The organism is Halopiger xanaduensis SH-6 (genome assembly GCF_000217715.1).
GTDB lineage: Archaea > Halobacteriota > Halobacteria > Halobacteriales > Natrialbaceae > Halopiger > Halopiger xanaduensis.
The window spans coordinates 2414583-2432014 of sequence record NC_015666.1; the positions used below are offsets into that span (position 1 = coordinate 2414583).

Sequence of the window (17432 nt, forward strand, 5' to 3'; positions counted from 1 at the left end):
AGTGTCGAATCGGCTCGTTTTCGGTCAGTTCGAGGCGCGAGCGAGAGCGTCGGCTTCAGGCTCGTGTCGGTCGGCGTCCCCGAGGCACTCGAGAACCGCTCGGGCGTCTCGATCGGCGAGACACGGAATTCGTACTGTCCGCTCGGCGTCCACGGGATCGATCCTGACCGTCGTCGTCTCGAGGCGCCGATCCGTTCGGGTAACGACTACGTCGACGGTGGATACACCGTCGCCGTCGACGACCCGGTGCGTTCGGCCGGAGAGTCGACCGCTGGCGAGGAGGTTCCCACGGTCGTCGATTCGGTACGTGATCGCCCAGTATCGTAACGCGCGATCGAGGACGCCGAGACCGGCGACGAGGGCGAGCGGTACCGGGAGCCACCACAGGACGCTTCGATCGCCCCCGAGGAGCAAGACGGCGATGACGAACGCGGCGAGAAGGGCGAACAGCGCGCCAAGAACCGACGAAAATCCGGCCGAGATTCCCTCGAGTACGACGCCGATCCGATGCGGGCGGATTCGGGTTGACGCATCGGACGTCGGAGACGACTCGAGCGGGCGCGGCTCCCAGTCGGAGTCGTCGCCGATATCGGCGGCTCCGAGCCACCCGCCGTTGTCCGCGTCGAACGCGCGGATCGAGCCGTACGTCGAACGAAGCAGGTCGAACAGGAACTTACCGCCGATTAGCGCGACGAGGAGAGGCGAACCGGTCGCTGCTTCTTGAACGACGGGTAGTACAGCCATGACGATCAGACCGAGAATCCACAGCGGCCACAGCGCTTCTTGGACGACCTGTTGGGCGTTCGCGTCTCGATACCGGCGCTCGCCGACGTACACTGACAGCGTTTCCCAGCCCCGACCGACGAACAGGCAGCCGGCGAAACCGAGCACCGAGCCCAGCGTTCCGCCGACCGATCGGCCGGTCCCCTGCGCGGCGAGTACCGACTCGAGGCCGATGACTCCGACGAGCGCCCACGCACAGCCGAAGAAGATCGCGGTCAGCGCGACTATCGGTAGATTGTGGACGTACCACGTCAGCGACGTTCTAGGGATCGAGACGCCGCCGCGCCTGTACCGAGCAGTCCCAAAGATCAGCATCGCCGGCGAATAGTCGGACGGCCGTTCGGCGATCCCTGCTTCGATAGCCGCCCACCACAGGCCGACGCCGACCTCGAGCCAGTACAGCAGTATCAGGGCTGCGAGATCCCACTCCCAGACGAGGACGCCGATCAGCGGCAGAACGTTCGCCCACACCGCGCCCGCGAGCTCGATCCGTCGCCGACGCTGCGGGTTCCCGGGACCCTCCATTGACGACCGGTTTCGACTCGGGAGTCTTCAATTTTCGTCCGAGAGCGCCACGATACAATCCGTCGGAACGGACGTCGTCACTCCGCGATCCGGTACTTCGACTGGCGGGCGTCCTCGAGACAGACCCGGCTGGCGATACACTCCGCGTCCTCGAGTTTGCCGAGCGCGTAGCGGACGGTTCGCGAACAGAGGCGCGACTCGGCGGCGATCTCCTCCTGGGTCATCGCACCCTCGTACTCGAGGACCTTGTAGACGAGCTTCGCGCTCGGCGGAAGCTCCGCGATCGACGAGGGGGAGGGGACGTCGTCGGCGTCGGAATCGGACTCAGCGGCGGCGTCGCGGTCGGCGTCGTGGTCGGTCGCACTCATAGCAATGCTGTCCCAGCCTACGGGCTCGCTCGTATATACGCTGGCGACAGTTCAGAAATATAGGGAACCGCTAACGGCTGGCGGCGTCGCGAACGGAGCCAGTACCGAAGGCGGAGCGCACCTGCTCGATCGGGACGGTGCCCGGTCGCGACGCCGCGGGCGCGTTCATCCGGGGCGCCGACGGTAGTCCCCACATAGTAAGGCGCTCGGTCGCGTCACCGACGCGTATGTTCGGAACCAGCGGTATCCGCGGCACCGTCGGAACGGAGGTCACGGCAGGCCTGGCACTCGACGTCGGCCGCGCGGTCGCATCGGAGGGGTACGACACCGTCGTCGTCGGGCGCGACGTCCGCGAGAGCGGCGAACTGCTCGTCGACGCGGTCGCGTCGGGACTGCGCGAGTGCGGCGCCGACGTCCTCGAGGTCGGAATCGAATCGACGCCGACGGTCGCGCGGTCGATCGAGCACTTCGGCGCGGACGCGGGGATCGTCGTGACGGCCTCGCACAATCCGGCGCCGGACAACGGGCTCAAACTCTGGAACCCCTCGGGGAAGGCGTTCGGCCCCGAGCAGCGCGAGGCGATCGAGCGCCGGCTCCGCGAGGACGACTACGACCTCGGCGCGTGGGACGAACTCGGCGTCCGTCGCCGGCGAGACACCGCTCGCGAAAACCACGCCTCGGCGATCGAGGCCGCCGTCGATCTCGAGTCGACCCCGAGCGTGATCGTCGACCTCGGCAACGGGGCTGGCACGATTACCGCCGAGGTGCTCGCCGACCTCGGCTGTCACGTCCGGACGCTGAACGGCCAGCAAGACGGCTCGTTCCCCGGCCGCCCCAGCGAACCGAACGAGGAGACCCTCGAGACGCTGGCGGCGCTCGTCGCGGAGACGGACGCCGACCTCGGCATCGCCCACGACGGCGACGCCGACCGGATGATGGCCGTCGACGAGACCGGGACCTTCGTGCCGAAGGACGCCCTGCTCGCGCTGTTCGCCCGCGAGGCTGCCGGCGACGGCGACCGCGTCGCCGCGCCGGTCGATACCAGCCTCGCGGTCGCCGACGCGCTCGCTGACGTGGGCGCGACGCTCACTCGAACCAAGGTCGGCGACGTCTACGTCGCCGAGCGGACGACCGAGGACGGCGTCGTCTTCGGCGGCGAACCCAGCGGCGCCTGGATCTGGCCCGACGAAACCCGGTGCCCCGACGGGCCGCTCGCCGCGGCCAAGCTCGTCGAACTGGTCGCCGACCGCGGCCCGCTCTCCGAGCTCGCCGGCGCGATCGAGCGGTATCCGATCCGCCGGACGTCGTTCGAGGTCGACGACAAGGCCGCGGTGATGGACGCGGTTCGGACGCGCGTCAGCGACCGCTACGACGACGTCGACACGCTCGACGGCGTCCGGGTCGAGACCGACGACGGCTGGTTCCTGCTCCGCGCGAGCGGGACGCAACCGCTCGTCCGCGTGACGGCCGAAGCCCGCGACGCGGACGCCGCCGAGCGGGTCTTCGAGGAGGCGCGGGAGCTCGTCGGCGATGCGCTCGAGGCGACGACGGCGGAGACAGGGACGGAGTAACGGTCACGACGTTCGGCGATTGCGTCGCTCGTCGGTATTCTGGGAGCTACAACGTACCGGAGACAATCAGCAGCGGCCGTCGGTCGCGTCGATACGGACGCGATCACGCCCCCGCAGCGCGAACGAGCGAAACGAACCGGTTATCTGGCTTCTTCGGGGATGAAATCGGACGTCTTCATTTCGCGGTACGTTGCGCAGTCGGGACAGGCGTGGACGACGTCGCGGTTGTCCCCGAAGACGCGCGCGAACTGCCGGGTCACCTGGTTCCCACAGTTGACGCAGCGGGGGGCGCTCGTGTGTTCTCGAGACGTCATCGGCGTCCACTTCGCGTCGGATGGTTCCGTCGACATCAACAGCCCGTAGCCACAGAACGGTATTTACTATAGACCCCATAATTCCGCTTGAGAAGGTTAGTCACTCGTTGCGACGGGTCACGGCCGGTGATCGAAACGAGTCAGATATCGGCAGTATCACGCGCTAATTCGCGGTAAATATCGTATTTCTGCCGGGTAAGATCACATTACGAGTCGGGATTTCGACGGTTCGATCAGTCGCTCCGAACGCCCCGATCCGGGTGGCCGCCCAATCGCTGACCGGGAGTCGTGCGAACCGGTACCGATAGCCATTACCTGACGAGTCAACCGGCCGTGACGCCTAACGAGATAGGCATCAGTTCGGCTGGCAACGTGCGAGTAGAACCCGTATAATTATCCCCCGAATCGCCGTACGTTGTTGGTATGAAAGCTGTCGTTCTCACGGCGGGTGAAGGGACGCGGATCAGACCGCTCTCCGCGTCAGTGCCGAAACCGATGCTGCCCGTCGCCGATCGACCGCTCGCCGCCCACACCGTCGACGCGGCCGTCGACGCCGGCGCGGACGAGATCGTCCTCGTCGTCGGCTACCGGGCCGAGACGGTGCGAGACTACTTCGGATCCGAATACCGGGGCGTCCCCGTCAGCTACGCCGTTCAAGAGGAACAGGCCGGCACCGCCGACGCGGTCAACGCCGCGCGCGAGCACCTCGAGGGTCCCTTCGCCGTCCTCAACGGCGACAACCTCTACGATCCGGCCGCGATCGACCGCCTCTTCGAGGCCTGTCCGGCCGTCTGCGCCGTCGAGGTCGACGAGCCGAGCAACTACGGCGTGCTGAGCACGACCGACGGGACGATCACCGACATCGTCGAGAAACCGGCCGATCCGCCGACGAACCTCGCCAACGCCGGCGCGTACGCCTTCCCCGCGGACGCCCGGGAGTGGCTCGACGTGCCCGCGAGCGAGCGCGGCGAACACGAGATCACGGACGTCCTCGGCCGGGTTATCGACGAGTACGCCGTCACGCCGGTCACCCTCGAGCGGTGGATGGACGTCGGCCGCCCCTGGGAACTGCTCGAGGCCAACGAGTGGAAGATCGGCGAGCTCGAGCGGCGCCTCGACGGCGCGGTGAGCGACGACGCCCACCTCGAGGGAGACGTGGTCGTCGAGGAGGGTGCAACGGTGAAGCCGGGCGTCGTGATCGAGGGGCCGGCGCTGATCCGCTCGGGAGCGACCGTGGGGCCGAACGCGTACGTCCGCGGGGCGACGCTGATCGACGAGGGCGCGAAGGTCGGCAACGGCGTCGAGGTGAAAAACAGCGTGCTCTCGCCGGGCGCGACCGTGGGCCACCTCTCGTACGTCGGCGACAGCGTCCTCGGCCGAGACGTCAACTTCGGCGCGGGGACGACCGTCGCGAACCTGCGCCACGACGAGGCCGACATCGAGTTCACAGTCAAGGGCGATCGCGTCTCGACCGGCCGCCGGAAGTTCGGCGTCGTCGCCGGCGACGACGCGAAGACGGGAATCAACACGAGCCTCACGCCGGGGCTGAAACTCGATACGGGCGCGACGACGACGCCCGGCGAAGTCGTCGAACGGGATCGATAACGGGCGCGTTTCTGCTTCTGTCTCGAGGGTGCGTCGTTGCCGGTAGCGCCCGCTAGTCGCGGCGATCCGTACTGAACCGTAGCTATCAGGTATTGACTTTATATATTCAGGAAGAGCTAGCCTATCTGGAGGGTGTCGATCGGTATCAAGCGGATCACCGACCCTCCAGTTCCGATTCCGACGTCGTCGAGTGTGGGTCGTTCGTATCGGGCCGTGGGACGACGGCTACGGGGGTGGCCGAGCGTCCTGCGGCCTCGGAGACTCCCACTCGTGACGACTGTTCCCGAACTCGAGAGGCGTTCCTGTGGGGACGGGGAGTCAGCCGAGGCGCCGACTCGAGGCCGTCCGTCCGCAGTCTGCGACGCGGGTATCGTCCCGGTGACGATCGGCGACCGAAGACCGAAGACGGATCAGGAACAGTGCAAAACGACGTCCGACTCGGTTTCTAGGAAAAGACCGACTCGAGCCCGAGAAGGGTGACCGCCGACCGCGACGGCGCCGTTACTCGACCGTGACGCTCTTCGCGAGATTACGGGGTTTGTCGATCGGTCGATCCAGCAGGTCGGCCGCGTAGTAGGAGACGAGCTGGAGCTGGACGTTCGCCAGCAGCCCGGCGAGGTCGGGGTCGGTCTCGGGAATCTCGAGGTGGGCGTCCGCGACCTCGACCGCCCGGTGGTCGTCGGGACAGACCGCGACCACCGGCGCGCCGCGGGTCTGGGCCTCCTCGGCGTTTTTCAGGGTCTTCTCGTCTTCTTCGCCGGTGAAGACCGCGAAGACCGGCGTCTCCGGCGTCACCAGCGCCAGCGGGCCGTGCTTGAGTTCGCCGGAGGCGAATCCCTCGGCGTGCTCGTAGGTGATCTCCTTGAACTTCAGGGCGCCCTCGAGCGCGACGGGGTAGCCGAGCCCGCGGCCGATGAAGAAGTACGACCGGCTGTCCTGGTAGCGGCTGGCGATCCACTCCGCGTCGGAGTCGGCGAGTATCCCCTCGATCTGCTCGGGCATCGCCGCGAGGTCGGGCAGCAGCGCCTCGAGGTCGGCCGCGGGTTCGCCGGCGGCGTCGTCGGCGATCCGCTGGGCCAGCAGCGTGAGCATGACCGCCTGCGAGGAGAAGGTCTTGGTCGCGGCGACGCCGATCTCGGGGCCGGCGCGGATGAACAGCGCGTCGTCGGCCTCGCGGGCGGCCGTCGACCCGACGACGTTCGTGACGGTGAGGGTGTCCGCCCCCTCCGATTTGGCCTGGCGGAGCGCGTTGAGCGTGTCGGCGGTTTCGCCGCTCTGCGTGACGGCGATGACGAGGGTGTCCTCGTCGACCGGCGGCGCGGCGACGCTGTACTCGTTGGCCAGCAGCGCCGTCGACTCGACGCCGGCCTGGTTCAGCGCGAGCGAGCCGTACAGCGCCGCGTGGTAGGAGGTGCCGCAGGCGATCAGCTGGACGCTGTCGATCTCCTCGAACGCGCCCGGCTCGAAGCCGTCGAGCGCGATCCGGCCGTTCTCGGGATCGATCCGACCCTCGATCGCCTGCGCCAGCGAGGTGGGCTGCTCGTGGATCTCCTTTAACATGAAGTGGTCGTACTCGCCCTTCCCGGCCTGTTCGGGATCCCACTCGACGGTCTCGGGCTCGCGCGCGATCGGATTTCCGTCGAGGTCGGTGAACTCGACGCCGCTCTCGTCGACGACGACGACGTCGCCGTCCTCGAGGTAGACGACGCTGTCGGTGTACTCGAGGAAGGCGGGGACGTCGCTGGCGAGGAAGAACTCGTCGTCCTCGACGCCGACGACCAGCGGGGAGCCCTTACGGGCGGCGTAGAGGACGTGCTCGTCCGAGAGCATCGCGGTCACGGCGTAGCTTCCTTCGAGGTCCTCGACCGCCTTCCGGAACGCGGCTTCGTTGTCCAGTCCCGAGTCGAGATAGTACTGAATGAGATGCGGGATGACTTCGGTGTCGGTGTCGCTCGTAAACTCGTGGCCCTTGGCCTGGAGCCACTCCTTGAGTGTCGCGTAGTTCTCGATGATCCCGTTGTGCACGACCGCGACGTCCTCGGTGCCGTCGGTGTGGGGGTGGGCGTTCTCGTCCGTCGGCGGCCCGTGGGTCGACCAGCGCGTGTGGCCGATGCCGACGTCGCCCTCGAGCGGGTCGTCGATCGCTTCCTTCAGCTCCTCGACCTTCCCGGAGCGTTTCTCGACGTCGATGCCGGAGCCGTTCTGGATCGCGACGCCGGCCGAATCGTACCCACGGTACTCGAGGTTCTCGAGGCCGGTCAGCAGCGTCTCGAGCGCGTTGCCGTCGCCGACGTGGCCGATTATTCCACACATCTATCGATCACCGTGCATCGTGGCGGCGAGCGTCGGTTGTCGGATGACTCGATGCGTCGGTCGGCGCAGCCGAGTCCGAAGCCGGACTCGATTCCGGAGCGGAACTCGCGCGTGCGGAGGTATCGCTGGCCGTCCGGGACGATCGCGCTGGCGGCGTGCGTGGCCGATCGTCCGCGGGGACCCGTCGAGATCGGAACTGATACACGGACATGAGAGGAACCAGGCAAGCCGAGCCCATTACTATAGATTGGCTACCGATCCCGGTAGCGTCGGGGTACTCTCAAACGGTCGCTCGGTCAGCGCGCGACCCACATTCTACAGACAGTAATTTAATTCGACCAGTATTGTGATCGTATGTTCCCTTCGACGTTTGCATTCGAACAGACGAATCCAAAATACGGAGATCAACTGAAGTATGTCAACCAAACACGACCGGGCTGAAACCGTACGGCCTCCCGAACGCGCATATAACCCCCGATGAATCGACGGTTCACGCGGCAAAACATCGGTTAAACGATGCGGGAGATCGCTTGCCGGAGCCAAGGCGAATACGGAGATAGCCGCATACAATCCGATTTGTCGTTCGAAAAGTGGTCAGATATAGATTTCTCGTCCTCTCCGGGATACTATTTCGACGCGATTGACGTGCATTCGTTGCGTACACGACACAGATCGAGTATCCTACCTGAAACCCGTCGTTTTATTACGCATCCGTCCCTCGTCGGCGACTACGATTCGCGGTTCACGCCGTACAGATCGCGTTCCACCCGTTTCGACGCTCGCCCCGAGTTACGATTCAGATGGTTCAGCCGCTACTCACCGACGTCGGACTCCCGCTCGAGCAGCCGGTGCTGGTCTTTACGGTCGCGATGGCGGTGTTTCTGGTCGGCCCGTTGCTGGTCAAGCGCCTCGGGCAGCCGGGCATCGTCGGCGTCGTCCTCTTCGGCGCGGCGATCGGCCCGGACGCCCTCGAGTTCGTCAGCCACTCGGACGCGATCGTCCTCCTGGGCGAGGTCGGCCTGATCTACCTGCTGTTTACCGTCGGCCTCGAACTCGACATGCAGGGGTTCAAGGAGGCGCCCGAGAACGCGGCGATCTTCGGCCTGACGAGTTTCGGGCTGCCGTTCGTCGTCGGCGCCGCGGTCGTCTACGCGGTGCTCGGCCTGAACCTCTGGGCCGCGCTGTTGCTCGCGTCGGTCTTCGCCTCGCACACGCTGCTGGCGTACCCGATCGTCAACCGGCTCGGCGTGACGAAAAACCGCGCGGTCGCGGCCGTCTTCGGCGGCATCCTCTTTACCGATACGCTGGCACTGATCGTGCTCGCGATCGTCACCGGCGCCGTCGGCGGCGATCTGACGCCGTGGCTGTTCGCACGGGTCGGCCTCTCGCTGGTCGTCCTGTTCGGCGCGGCGCTGTTCGTGCTCCCGCCGGTTTCGCGGCGGTTCTTCCAGACGTTCAGCGAGGAAAGCTACTTCGAGTTTCTGTTCGTGATGGTCGCCATCTTCGCCACCGCGAGCCTCGCCGAACTGCTCGAACTCGCGCCGATCCTCGGGGCGTTCATCGCCGGCATCGCCTTAAACCGGCAGATTCCGGAGGGCGGCACCCTGATGAACCGAATCGAGTTCGTGGGGAACGCCTTCTTCATCCCCTTCTTCCTGCTGCACGTCGGGATGTTCGTCGATCCGACGGTCATCCTCGACGGCCTCGAGACGCTGTGGATCGCCGCCGTCATCACGGGGATCATGTTCGCCACGAAGTGGGCCGCCGCCTGGCTCGTCGCCGCGGTACAGGACTACACGCCGACCGAGCGCACCGTCATTTTCGGGCTCTCGACCGGCCAGGCCGCGGCCGCGCTGGCGATCACGCTCATCGGCTACGACCTCGGGTTGTTCGGCGCCGCCGTGCTCAACGCCGTCGTCCTGATGCTGGTCGTCACCGCCGTGCTGAGCCCCTGGCTCACCGAGCGGAGCGCCACGGCGCTGGCCCTCGAACGCGACGTCGCCGGCGACGACGGGACGAAAGATCCCACGATCTTACTGCCGCTGTCGCACGATGCGGACCTGCAGCGGCGGCTCGTGGAGCTGGCCCTCGTCATCAAGGGCGACCGCAGCGCCGAGCCGATCCACGTGCTGACCGTCGTCCAGCCCGACCGGGACGACGATGCGACCGAACGCGAGATCGCCGCGGTTACCGAGGACCTCGAGAAGCTGGCCGCCGAGGGCAGCGCGGCGGAGGTCCCGGTCGAAACCGAAGCGCGGGTCAACCACAACGTCGCCTCGGGAATCGTTCAGGGCGCCGTCGAGGTGCAGGCAGACCAGATCGTCATGGGCTGGGACGCCGCGCGGAGCTTCCGCCACCGGATCTTCGGCAGCATCATCGATCAGGTGCTCGAGGGGACGAACCGGCCCGTGCTGGTCTCGCGGCTCGGCCACCCGATCAATACGACGCGGCGCATCCACGTGGTCGTCCCCATCGGCGTCGACCACCACGAGGGATTCTACGAGGCCGTCCACCTCGTCAAGCATCTCGCGGCGACGCTGGGCGCCGAACTGAACGTGATCGTCGTCGACGGTTCGGCCCACCAGTTCGAGCACCTGTTCGAGCTGGTCGACGAGGAGGCCGCCGCCGAGTTCGAGTCGATCGACGGCTGGGCGCGGCTCATCCCGCGCCTCGAGGCCGCGACCGACGACGACGATCTCATCGTCGCGCTCTCGCCGCGCCGCGGCGACGTCGGCTGGCGGCCCGAACTCGAGGGGCTGCCGGCCCAGTTGGCCGAACTCCCGCCGGCGTCGTTCATCGCGATCCATCCCCGGCGCGGGAAGCCCGAGTACGACCGGCAGTACCTCCGGTTCAAGTAGCGTTCGCGGGGCGAGACCGCACAACGGCTCGAGTGTCAACGACTCTCGGAACTCCCCCCGAACCGCCACACCTTTGAGGGGCGGCGTCGTGGTTCACGTATGGGTTTTGGTAGCTACGACGAATCCGAGCAGCAGCAACAGACGAACGACGACGATGACAACGCTGAAGCTGTAAACATCCACGAGAACGACCACAACGGGGAAATGTCCTTCGAGTCGGACGTCTCGACCGACGAACTCGTCTCCCAGCTCGGCTCGATGAAGGACGAAGCCGACGACGAAGCGTAACGTCGACCGTCGTCCCCGGCCGCTTCGGTTCAGCGCTCGCGATACTCGGACGCGAGTTCGCGGCTTCGGAGCCACACTCGAGTCTCGAGTTGCGAGATCAAACTCGAGTCCGCGTCCTCGGTCGGCTGCTTTTTCGCTGCCCGCGCTCGGAATCTCGTCGTGCTGGTCGCTCCTCGAGCGACTACTGGGTGGTCTTCAAATACGAACTCGAGCGACGACCGGACGTTAGCGGCGGGACAGCGTCGACTCGCAGAGTTCGCCGATCGCCCGGCGAAGGCGCTGGGAGACGGCCGACTTCGAGACGCCGAGTCGGTCCGCCAGTTCGTCCTGCGAGATGCCGCGGGGGACGTCGAAGTACCCCTCTTCGTGGGCGACCGCGAGCAGTTCCTGCTGTTTCTCGGTCAGCGCGACGACGCCGTCGTCCTGGTCGTCCGAGACGCGGAGGTGGTCCACCGTCAGCGAGATTCCGCGGTCCCGACAGTACTCGTTGAACGAGACGAGGTCGTCGCGGCTCGGGAACCGCAACTGGACGCACCAGCCGTCCCGGCAGCTGGTCATCTCGAGCAGTCGACCGCCGACGGCGGCCGTCCGCTCGACGAACGTCAGCGTCCGATCGGCGACGGCGATCCGGTAGACGCGTCGATCCGTGTACCGGTCGACCAGGACGGGATCGGCGGCGGTCGGGTCCGCCTCGAGGGCGGCCTCGAAAGCGTCGAATTCGGCCCCGTAGACGGTCAGAAAGACGAAGGTGCGGTCGTTTTCGACGCTGGTCCAGTACTCCGGTTCGACGGTGACGTCGGTCGCGCGTCGGAGGGTGGGGCGGAGGAAGAGGTCGGCGTGGTCGAGCCGGAGCTGCGCGACGATGCCGCCGTCGGCTTCGGAGCGGACGCCGGTGCGCTCGACGTCGGCCGCGGCGTCGGTCGGCGCCTCGGCATCGGTCTCCGCGGACGCGTCGGCCGCCTCGGCGTCCGGGTCGGTTCGAGCGGCGGACTCGACGTCGGAGAGATCGATGCTCACAGCAGCATCCGCCATCCGGATGGACGACAGGGGTAGGTGTAAGTTCGCATTACCGGGGACACGCTCATCGAATGCGTGATTCGACCGCGAATACATGGTCGTAGACGCTATATACGGAACCGCTCAACCGCCTGTCGTCAATACTGATTCATCCGTCGTCTCTCCGTCAGCTCCGCGCTGAAAGAAATAGACTCTTACCGGCCATCGGCGGTGAGATAATCCCGTGCTACGCTCGTCGAACGGCGTTCTCCGGGATCCGCTTCCGGGAGAAATAGCGTATTACTCTCACTCCTCATCCCGCTCGTCGAACAACAGTTCGAACAGCTTGTGCTGGGCCAGCCGAAGGTGGCGGCTGAACGTCGGCTGGGAGACCCCCAGCGTTTCGGCGACCTCCTCGCCGGTGCTCTCGCGGGGCCAGTCGAAGAAGCCGCCGTAGTAGGCGGCCTCGAGCGTTCGCAACTGTCGATCCGAAAGGCGGTCGCGGAGTTCGGCGTCGAACGGGCGCGCGGGCGGGACGGACCGATCTCGCTCGCGGCGCGCGGCCAGTTCCGTCCCCGGATGGGTGCGCTCGATCGTGCGGACGAACGAGCGCACGTCGACCGTGCTCGCGAGTTCGATCACGAGTCGGGCCCGGTCGTCGACCGGCGCGATCGAGCGCAACACGCCGCCGTACTCCGCGAGGGTTTCCGCGACGGTCGACTCGGACAAACGGATTTCGAAGGGTGCGCGATTGCCGCCGGTTCCGCCATTTGCGTCATCCCCGTCATCCCCGTCGTCTTCGTCGCCGACCTCCCGAAACGACTCGACTGCCGAAATCCCCTCGAGCGTCGTCCGAATCGTCTCCGCGTCGGCGTCGGCGACCGTGCAGTACACCGTCGAGCCGCCCGACGTCCGCGGGACGACCGTCCGGACGTCGATCCGACCGCCGACGCCGCGAGCGATCGCGGACAGCGGCTCGGACTCGTCGCGGACGACGATCTCGAGTTCGGCGACGCTGTCGGCGAGCAGGGCGCGCTTGCGCTCGAGCGCGCCGATCGCGTGGCCGGCGACGCTCGCGAGGTGCGTACAAGCGTCCCGCAGGTCCTCGTCGAACGCCGCCGGCCGGGTCGCGTACGCGGTCAGCGTCCCGTACTGGAACTCGTCGTGCTCGATCGGGACGCTCAGCGCCGCGCGGAAGCCCCGCTCGAGCGCCTCGCGGTGCACGTCGGCGGTGGCGACCGCTTCGAGATCGTCGACGATCGTCGGCTCGCGGCTCGTCGCAGTCCGGACGGCCGGATCGTCTGCATCCGACTCGAGCGGGAGCGACGCCGACTCGAGGAACTCGCCGTCGCGACCGGCCCACGTCGCGGCGATCAGCGTCTCGCGGCCCGCAGCGGTTCGGCCGATCCACGCCAGTTCGACGCCGCCGCCGTCGCGGTCGCGGTTGCCATCGTCCGCGGACGAGAGCGACAGCACGCCGTCGCAGAGGCGCCGTTCGACCCCCTCGCGAGTCTCCGCCGCGAGCAGGTCGCGCTCGCACGCCCGGAGTTGCTCGTCGCGGGCGAGAGCCGACTCGAGACGCGTGCGGTCGCGGCGGCAGTCGCGAGCGCGGGCCCGCTCCGCGAGCCGGTCGAGGGCGAGCGACGCCGCGTCCGCGAGCGCGGCCGGGGCGTCGAGATCCAGCGCCTCGAAGGCCATCGGCTCGGTGCTGGTCGCCAGCGCGACCGCGCGGTCGTCGACCGGGACGGCGAGCACGCGCTCGGCCCGGATTCCGGAGCGGGCCAGCGCCGGCTCGAGCGCCGAGCGGTCGTAGACGGTCGGCTCGTCGACGGCGAAGGGGTCCGCGCTCGCGCCAGCACTGCTCTCGTCGCGATCGCCGTCGTCGAACGCCGGCGGGTCCCGCTCGATCGGCGGGAGTTCGACCGCCGGCCGTCCGTCGCGGGTCGTCATCGCCGCGGGCCTGAGTCGGTCTTCGTCGACGAGGTACCAGGCAGCCAACTCGGCGTCGGCGGCGGCGCGAAGCCCGTCGACGACGGCCCGGCGGACGTCCGCCTCGGTCTCCGCGCGAGCCAGGTCGGCGAGCGCGTCCCGAACGGACGAGAGCGCGGCGGCCCCGGACCGACGTCGGTCGCGGACGACGCAGAGCGTCCGCTCTCGCTCGTCGTCGGGCAGCGGCGCGACGAAGACGTCGACGGGCCGTCCGTCTCCCGCCTCGAGACCGCCGGACTCGCTCGACTCTGCCGCCGCGTCCGACTCGAGCCGTCCGGTGATCGGTTCCATCCAGCGAACGATCGGCGAGCGTGCGCGCTCGCGAACCGTCGCCGCGAGATCGTCGTCGAACAGCGCGTCGACCTCCCGGCCGACGAGCGTCGTCGCGTCGGCGAGTTCGAGCAGCGCCGCGTTCGCCAGTTCGATCGTGTCGCCCTCGAGGACGGCCACCCCGTCCTCGAGCGCGTCGATCGTCGACTCGAGGAGGTCGAGGCGGTCGCGCTCCCGCCGTCCCCGCGCCGGCTCGCCCGCCGACGTCTCGGGTGGCTGCACGTCGCGAGCGAGGACCGTCAGCCCGTCGTCGTCGGGTGCGGCCAGCACCTCGAGCCGGCGGTCGTCGATCGCCGCGTCGAACCGGACGGTCGATCCGGTCGTCGCGGCCTCCCGAAGCCGACTGGAAAACGTTTCACGGACCGTTTCCGGCAGCAGACGCCAGACGAGGGTCCCCGGCCGCGGCTCGCCGTCGAAGAACTGCCGCGCCGCCGGGTTCGCGTACCGGAGCTCCCAGTCGGGTCCGAGCGCGAACACCGGTCCCGGGAGGCGGTCGACCGCTGCTCGAATGCCCTCGTCACGTCCGGCGAGGCCGACGGCAGTGACGGTGACGACGAGCCCGTCGATCGACGGGTCCGCGAGGCGATCGGCACAGGTCAGTTCGACGAGCCGCCACCGCCCGTCGGCGTCGCGCAGCCGCAGCGTCCGTCGCTCGCTCGAGCCGAACGGCGCCGCCGCGACGGCAGCGAGCAGGTCTCGAACGCCGTCGCGGTCGTCGGGATGGACGAGCCGGGGGAACGCGGTGCGCTCGAGTTCGTCCGGCGTGTACCCCAGCCGCGACTCGACGGCGGGGCTCGCGTACGTGATCGCACCGTCCTCGTCGACGGTCAACACGAGCGCGTCGGACCCCTCGAGGACGGCGCGGGCGCGCCGGTCCGTCTCGGGCGTCTCGGCGGCGAGTCGGCCGCGCTGTGCGGCGTTTCGAACGCGAGCCGCGACGACGGCGCTCGAGTCGTCGGTTTCGACGACGTCGGTCGCGCCGGCCTCGAGCGCCCGGTCGGCCGACGCGCCGTCCGCGACGGCGACGATGGGCGCGTCGGTTCGTGCCGCGAGGCGCTCGAGCCGGGAGGGGCCATTCCCGCGGTCCGCGTTAGCGCGGTCGGCCCGAAACTCGCAGACGAGACAGTGAACGTCGGTTTCGGCCAGGCGCTCGAGTGCGTCCGCAACCGACCGTGCCCTGACCAGCGCGGCCGAATCGAACGCCGCGGCGAGAGCGTCCACCGTGCGGTCGATCCGAGGCGAGTCGCCGACGACGAGCACGCGAACGACGTCGCCGACCGTCGCGGTAGCGCCGTCGCTCACCTGCCGTTCACCCCGGTCGCGGCGCTCGTGGCCCCGTTCTCACGCGGGCGCTCGAGGTGCGTTCGATCGTCGGTCCCCCCGGAACGGCGGCCCACAGTGTGGACCGATTCCGTCGCCGGCGGGTTAATTATCGATCTCGTATCGACGGGTAGCACCGGATTACGGGGACCGCCGTCCCGGCGGGCCGGACGAGCGATCGGATCGACCGACGATACCGCTACGTCTCCCGAACGACGACGACCGGAACCGGCGAGTTCCGGACGACCTCCTCGGCGACGCTGCCGACGACCAGTTGGTCGAGGCCGGAGCGCCCGACCGTCCCGACGACGACGAGGTCGATCGGGTTCTCCTCGGCCGCCTTGACGATCTCCTCCTGCGGAACGCCGTGGCGGACGGTCGACGTTACGTCGAGGCCCGCGTCGGCCGCGGTCCGTTCGGCCGCCTCGACCGCCCCCACGGCTTCGCCCTCCTCGTCGTGGCGCATCTCGTCTCGAGTGTCGGTTGCGTGAGGTCCGTCTTCGGACACCGAGAGGATGTGCAGATTGGCCTCCAACTGTCGCGTGAGTTCGATCGCGTGCTCGGTCGCCTGGCGCGCACCCTCGCTGCCGTCGGTCGCGAGCATGATATCCTGATACATCGTTGTCCGTAATTCGACGGACGGAGGGATACCTTTCGGACCTGCGGGTGCCGGGGAGACGCCGCGGTTCCGGGCAGTACGCGGATAGCGTTCAGAAGGTGACCGCCCACTCGAGGCCGCAGTTTCCACACCCGAAGCGCCGCTCGAGGCCGGCGTCCGTGAGCCGTCGATCGACCGTTTTCCCGGCCGCTTCCGGACGATCGGGACAGCGCGCGCTACTCACGACACCCCGTTCAGAGACGGCTGACATAAACTCTCGCGCAACACACGTTGGTAGTGGCGCGTTCGTTGCGGCCGGATCAGAGCACGTCGAGGATGACCACCGCGAGGTAGAGTTGCCCGAGGCCGGCGACGATCATGATCGCGCCCGCGAGGCGTTTGAGGCGCTTCCCGTGGGTGACGAACCGGCCGGCACCCGCGAGCAGCCCCATCCCGGTGGCGACGGTCAGCGAGACCATCAGGACGACGATGCTGCCGACGTACGTCCCGATGACCGCCGCGGCCGACGCCGCCGGCAGCGACAGCGCCTGCGCGACGACCCCGACGAACAGCGGCGCGACGCAGCCCGCCGCGGCCAGCGCGTAGCCCGCGCCGAAGACGCCGAATCCGAGCACGCTCGAGCGCCGCTGCGGCAGCGGCACCGACAGCGACGGGGCGCGGTCGAAGACGACCAGCAGGCCGAACCCGACCAGCAGCGCGCCGATCAGCGGCTCGAAGTAGACGATGTTCGACAGCGTCGCGTGGCCGATCCAGAACGCGGAGCCGAAGAGCACGGCGAACGTTCCGAGCGTGCCGAGCCCGGCGACGACGCCGCGGCCGAGCGCGCCGCCCAGCGAGGCCCGCTCGCCCTCGGTCTGGTTCACGTAGAAGCCGACGTAGCCGGGCAGGAGCGGGTACGCACACGGGGAGAAGAACGTCGAAATGCCGGCGATCAGCGCGAACGTCAGCGACTCGAGGGCCGGCGCATCGACCATGTTAGCCGTCCGCGCCCTCCGCGCTGGCGTCGATCGCGGTCTCGATCCTGTCGACGAGTTCGTCGGTCGACTTGACGCCGTCGTCGGCCCACAGCACCTGTCCGGACGCATCGATCGTGACCGCGGTCGGGTAGCCCGACTCGAGGTAGCGCGCGCTCACCTCCGCGGCGGGGTCGACCGCGATGGGCCAACTGCCGTCGTGTTCGTCCCACCAGGCGGCGAGTTCGTCGTGACTGATGCCCTCGTTCGTTACCGAGACGAACTGAACGTCGGCGTCGGCGACCTGCTCGTGGGCCTCGGCGAGCGCCGGCATCTGTTTCTCGCAGGGCGAGCACCACGTGGCGAACAGGTCGATAAAGGTCGGCCGGCCCGGTTCGGGAACGAGCGTCTCGCCGGCCTCGCTGCCCGGCGCGTCGACCGTCTCGAGCTCGAGCGGATCGCGCGGCTCATCCTCGTCGCTCTCGGCCTCGCCGGTGAGTTCGTCGACCGATGGCAGGCCGTAGACGGCGACGGCTCCGGCGCCCGCGAGCACGCCCGCGCTTCCGAGTCCGGTGAGGACGTCGCGTCTGCGCACGATCG

14 protein-coding genes are annotated in these 17432 nt (G+C 68.2%); 4 read left to right on the top strand and 10 right to left on the bottom strand.

Going from position 1 to position 17432, the window contains the following annotated elements; translation table 11 throughout:
• Positions 1-24 precede the first annotated feature (24 nt).
• Together HALXA_RS11725 and HALXA_RS11730 are read right to left on the bottom strand one after the other, a co-directional pair.
• On the bottom strand, positions 25-1308 hold the full coding sequence (locus HALXA_RS11725; RefSeq protein ID WP_013880581.1) for a DUF6498-containing protein: 1284 nt from the start codon (positions 1306-1308) through the stop codon (positions 25-27).
• A gap of 77 nt (positions 1309-1385) precedes the next feature.
• Entirely contained in the window at positions 1386-1676 is a 291-nt protein-coding gene (locus tag HALXA_RS11730; protein WP_013880582.1) for a helix-turn-helix domain-containing protein, read from the bottom strand.
• A gap of 227 nt (positions 1677-1903) precedes the next feature.
• Here HALXA_RS11730 and glmM point away from each other — a divergent pair, with 227 nt between their 5' ends.
• Positions 1904-3247 (top strand): phosphoglucosamine mutase, encoded by a 1344-nt coding sequence (glmM, locus tag HALXA_RS11735; protein WP_013880583.1) that lies wholly within the window; start codon positions 1904-1906, stop codon positions 3245-3247.
• 140 nt (positions 3248-3387) lie between these two features.
• Here glmM and HALXA_RS11740 read toward each other — a convergent pair whose 3' ends face one another.
• Entirely contained in the window at positions 3388-3597 is a 210-nt protein-coding gene (locus HALXA_RS11740; RefSeq protein ID WP_013880584.1) for a DUF7563 family protein, read from the bottom strand.
• A 387-nt stretch (positions 3598-3984) separates the two neighbouring features.
• On the opposite strand from HALXA_RS11740, the gene glmU reads away from it, so the two are divergent.
• Positions 3985-5166: a bifunctional sugar-1-phosphate nucleotidylyltransferase/acetyltransferase gene (gene glmU, locus HALXA_RS11745; protein WP_013880585.1), complete on the top strand. Its 1182-nt coding sequence runs from the start codon at positions 3985-3987 to the stop codon at positions 5164-5166.
• A 501-nt stretch (positions 5167-5667) separates the two neighbouring features.
• Here the strand turns inward: glmU and glmS are convergent.
• Complete coding sequence (gene glmS, locus HALXA_RS11750; RefSeq protein WP_013880586.1) at positions 5668-7479, bottom strand: glutamine--fructose-6-phosphate transaminase (isomerizing); 1812 nt, start codon at positions 7477-7479, stop codon at positions 5668-5670.
• 800 nt (positions 7480-8279) lie between these two features.
• On the opposite strand from glmS, the gene HALXA_RS11755 reads away from it, so the two are divergent.
• Both HALXA_RS11755 and HALXA_RS11760 read left to right on the top strand, forming a co-directional pair.
• Entirely contained in the window at positions 8280-10337 is a 2058-nt protein-coding gene (locus HALXA_RS11755) for a cation:proton antiporter (RefSeq protein ID WP_013880587.1), read from the top strand.
• A gap of 99 nt (positions 10338-10436) precedes the next feature.
• Positions 10437-10625 carry a DUF5786 family protein gene (locus HALXA_RS11760; RefSeq protein ID WP_013880588.1) on the top strand — a complete coding sequence of 63 codons (189 nt, stop codon included), beginning with the start codon at positions 10437-10439 and terminating at the stop codon, positions 10623-10625.
• 225 nt (positions 10626-10850) lie between these two features.
• Here the strand turns inward: HALXA_RS11760 and HALXA_RS11765 are convergent, their stop codons facing one another.
• The 6 genes from HALXA_RS11765 to HALXA_RS11785 all read right to left on the bottom strand — a co-directional run bounded on the left by HALXA_RS11765 (position 10851) and on the right by HALXA_RS11785 (position 17427).
• A complete protein-coding gene (locus HALXA_RS11765) occupies positions 10851-11642 on the bottom strand; it encodes a helix-turn-helix domain-containing protein (protein WP_049895296.1) in 792 nt (263 codons plus the stop codon).
• A 285-nt stretch (positions 11643-11927) separates the two neighbouring features.
• Positions 11928-15242 carry a bacterio-opsin activator domain-containing protein gene (locus HALXA_RS11770; RefSeq protein WP_013880590.1) on the bottom strand — a complete coding sequence of 1105 codons (3315 nt, stop codon included), beginning with the start codon at positions 15240-15242 and terminating at the stop codon, positions 11928-11930.
• A gap of 217 nt (positions 15243-15459) precedes the next feature.
• The gene (locus tag HALXA_RS11775) at positions 15460-15879 is read right to left on the bottom strand and encodes a universal stress protein (RefSeq protein WP_013880591.1); all 420 of its coding nucleotides are present in this window, start codon (positions 15877-15879) and stop codon (positions 15460-15462) included.
• A 91-nt stretch (positions 15880-15970) separates the two neighbouring features.
• Positions 15971-16102, bottom strand: a complete 132-nt coding sequence (locus HALXA_RS22685; protein ID WP_280985367.1) for a hypothetical protein — start codon at positions 16100-16102, stop codon at positions 15971-15973.
• Positions 16103-16178: 76 nt separating this feature from the next.
• Complete coding sequence (locus HALXA_RS11780; protein ID WP_013880593.1) at positions 16179-16853, bottom strand: cytochrome c biogenesis protein CcdA; 675 nt, start codon at positions 16851-16853, stop codon at positions 16179-16181.
• 1 nt (position 16854) lies between these two features.
• Positions 16855-17427, bottom strand: coding sequence for a TlpA family protein disulfide reductase (locus HALXA_RS11785; RefSeq protein ID WP_013880594.1), 573 nt, complete (start codon positions 17425-17427; stop codon positions 16855-16857).
• Positions 17428-17432: the final 5 nt, after the last annotated feature.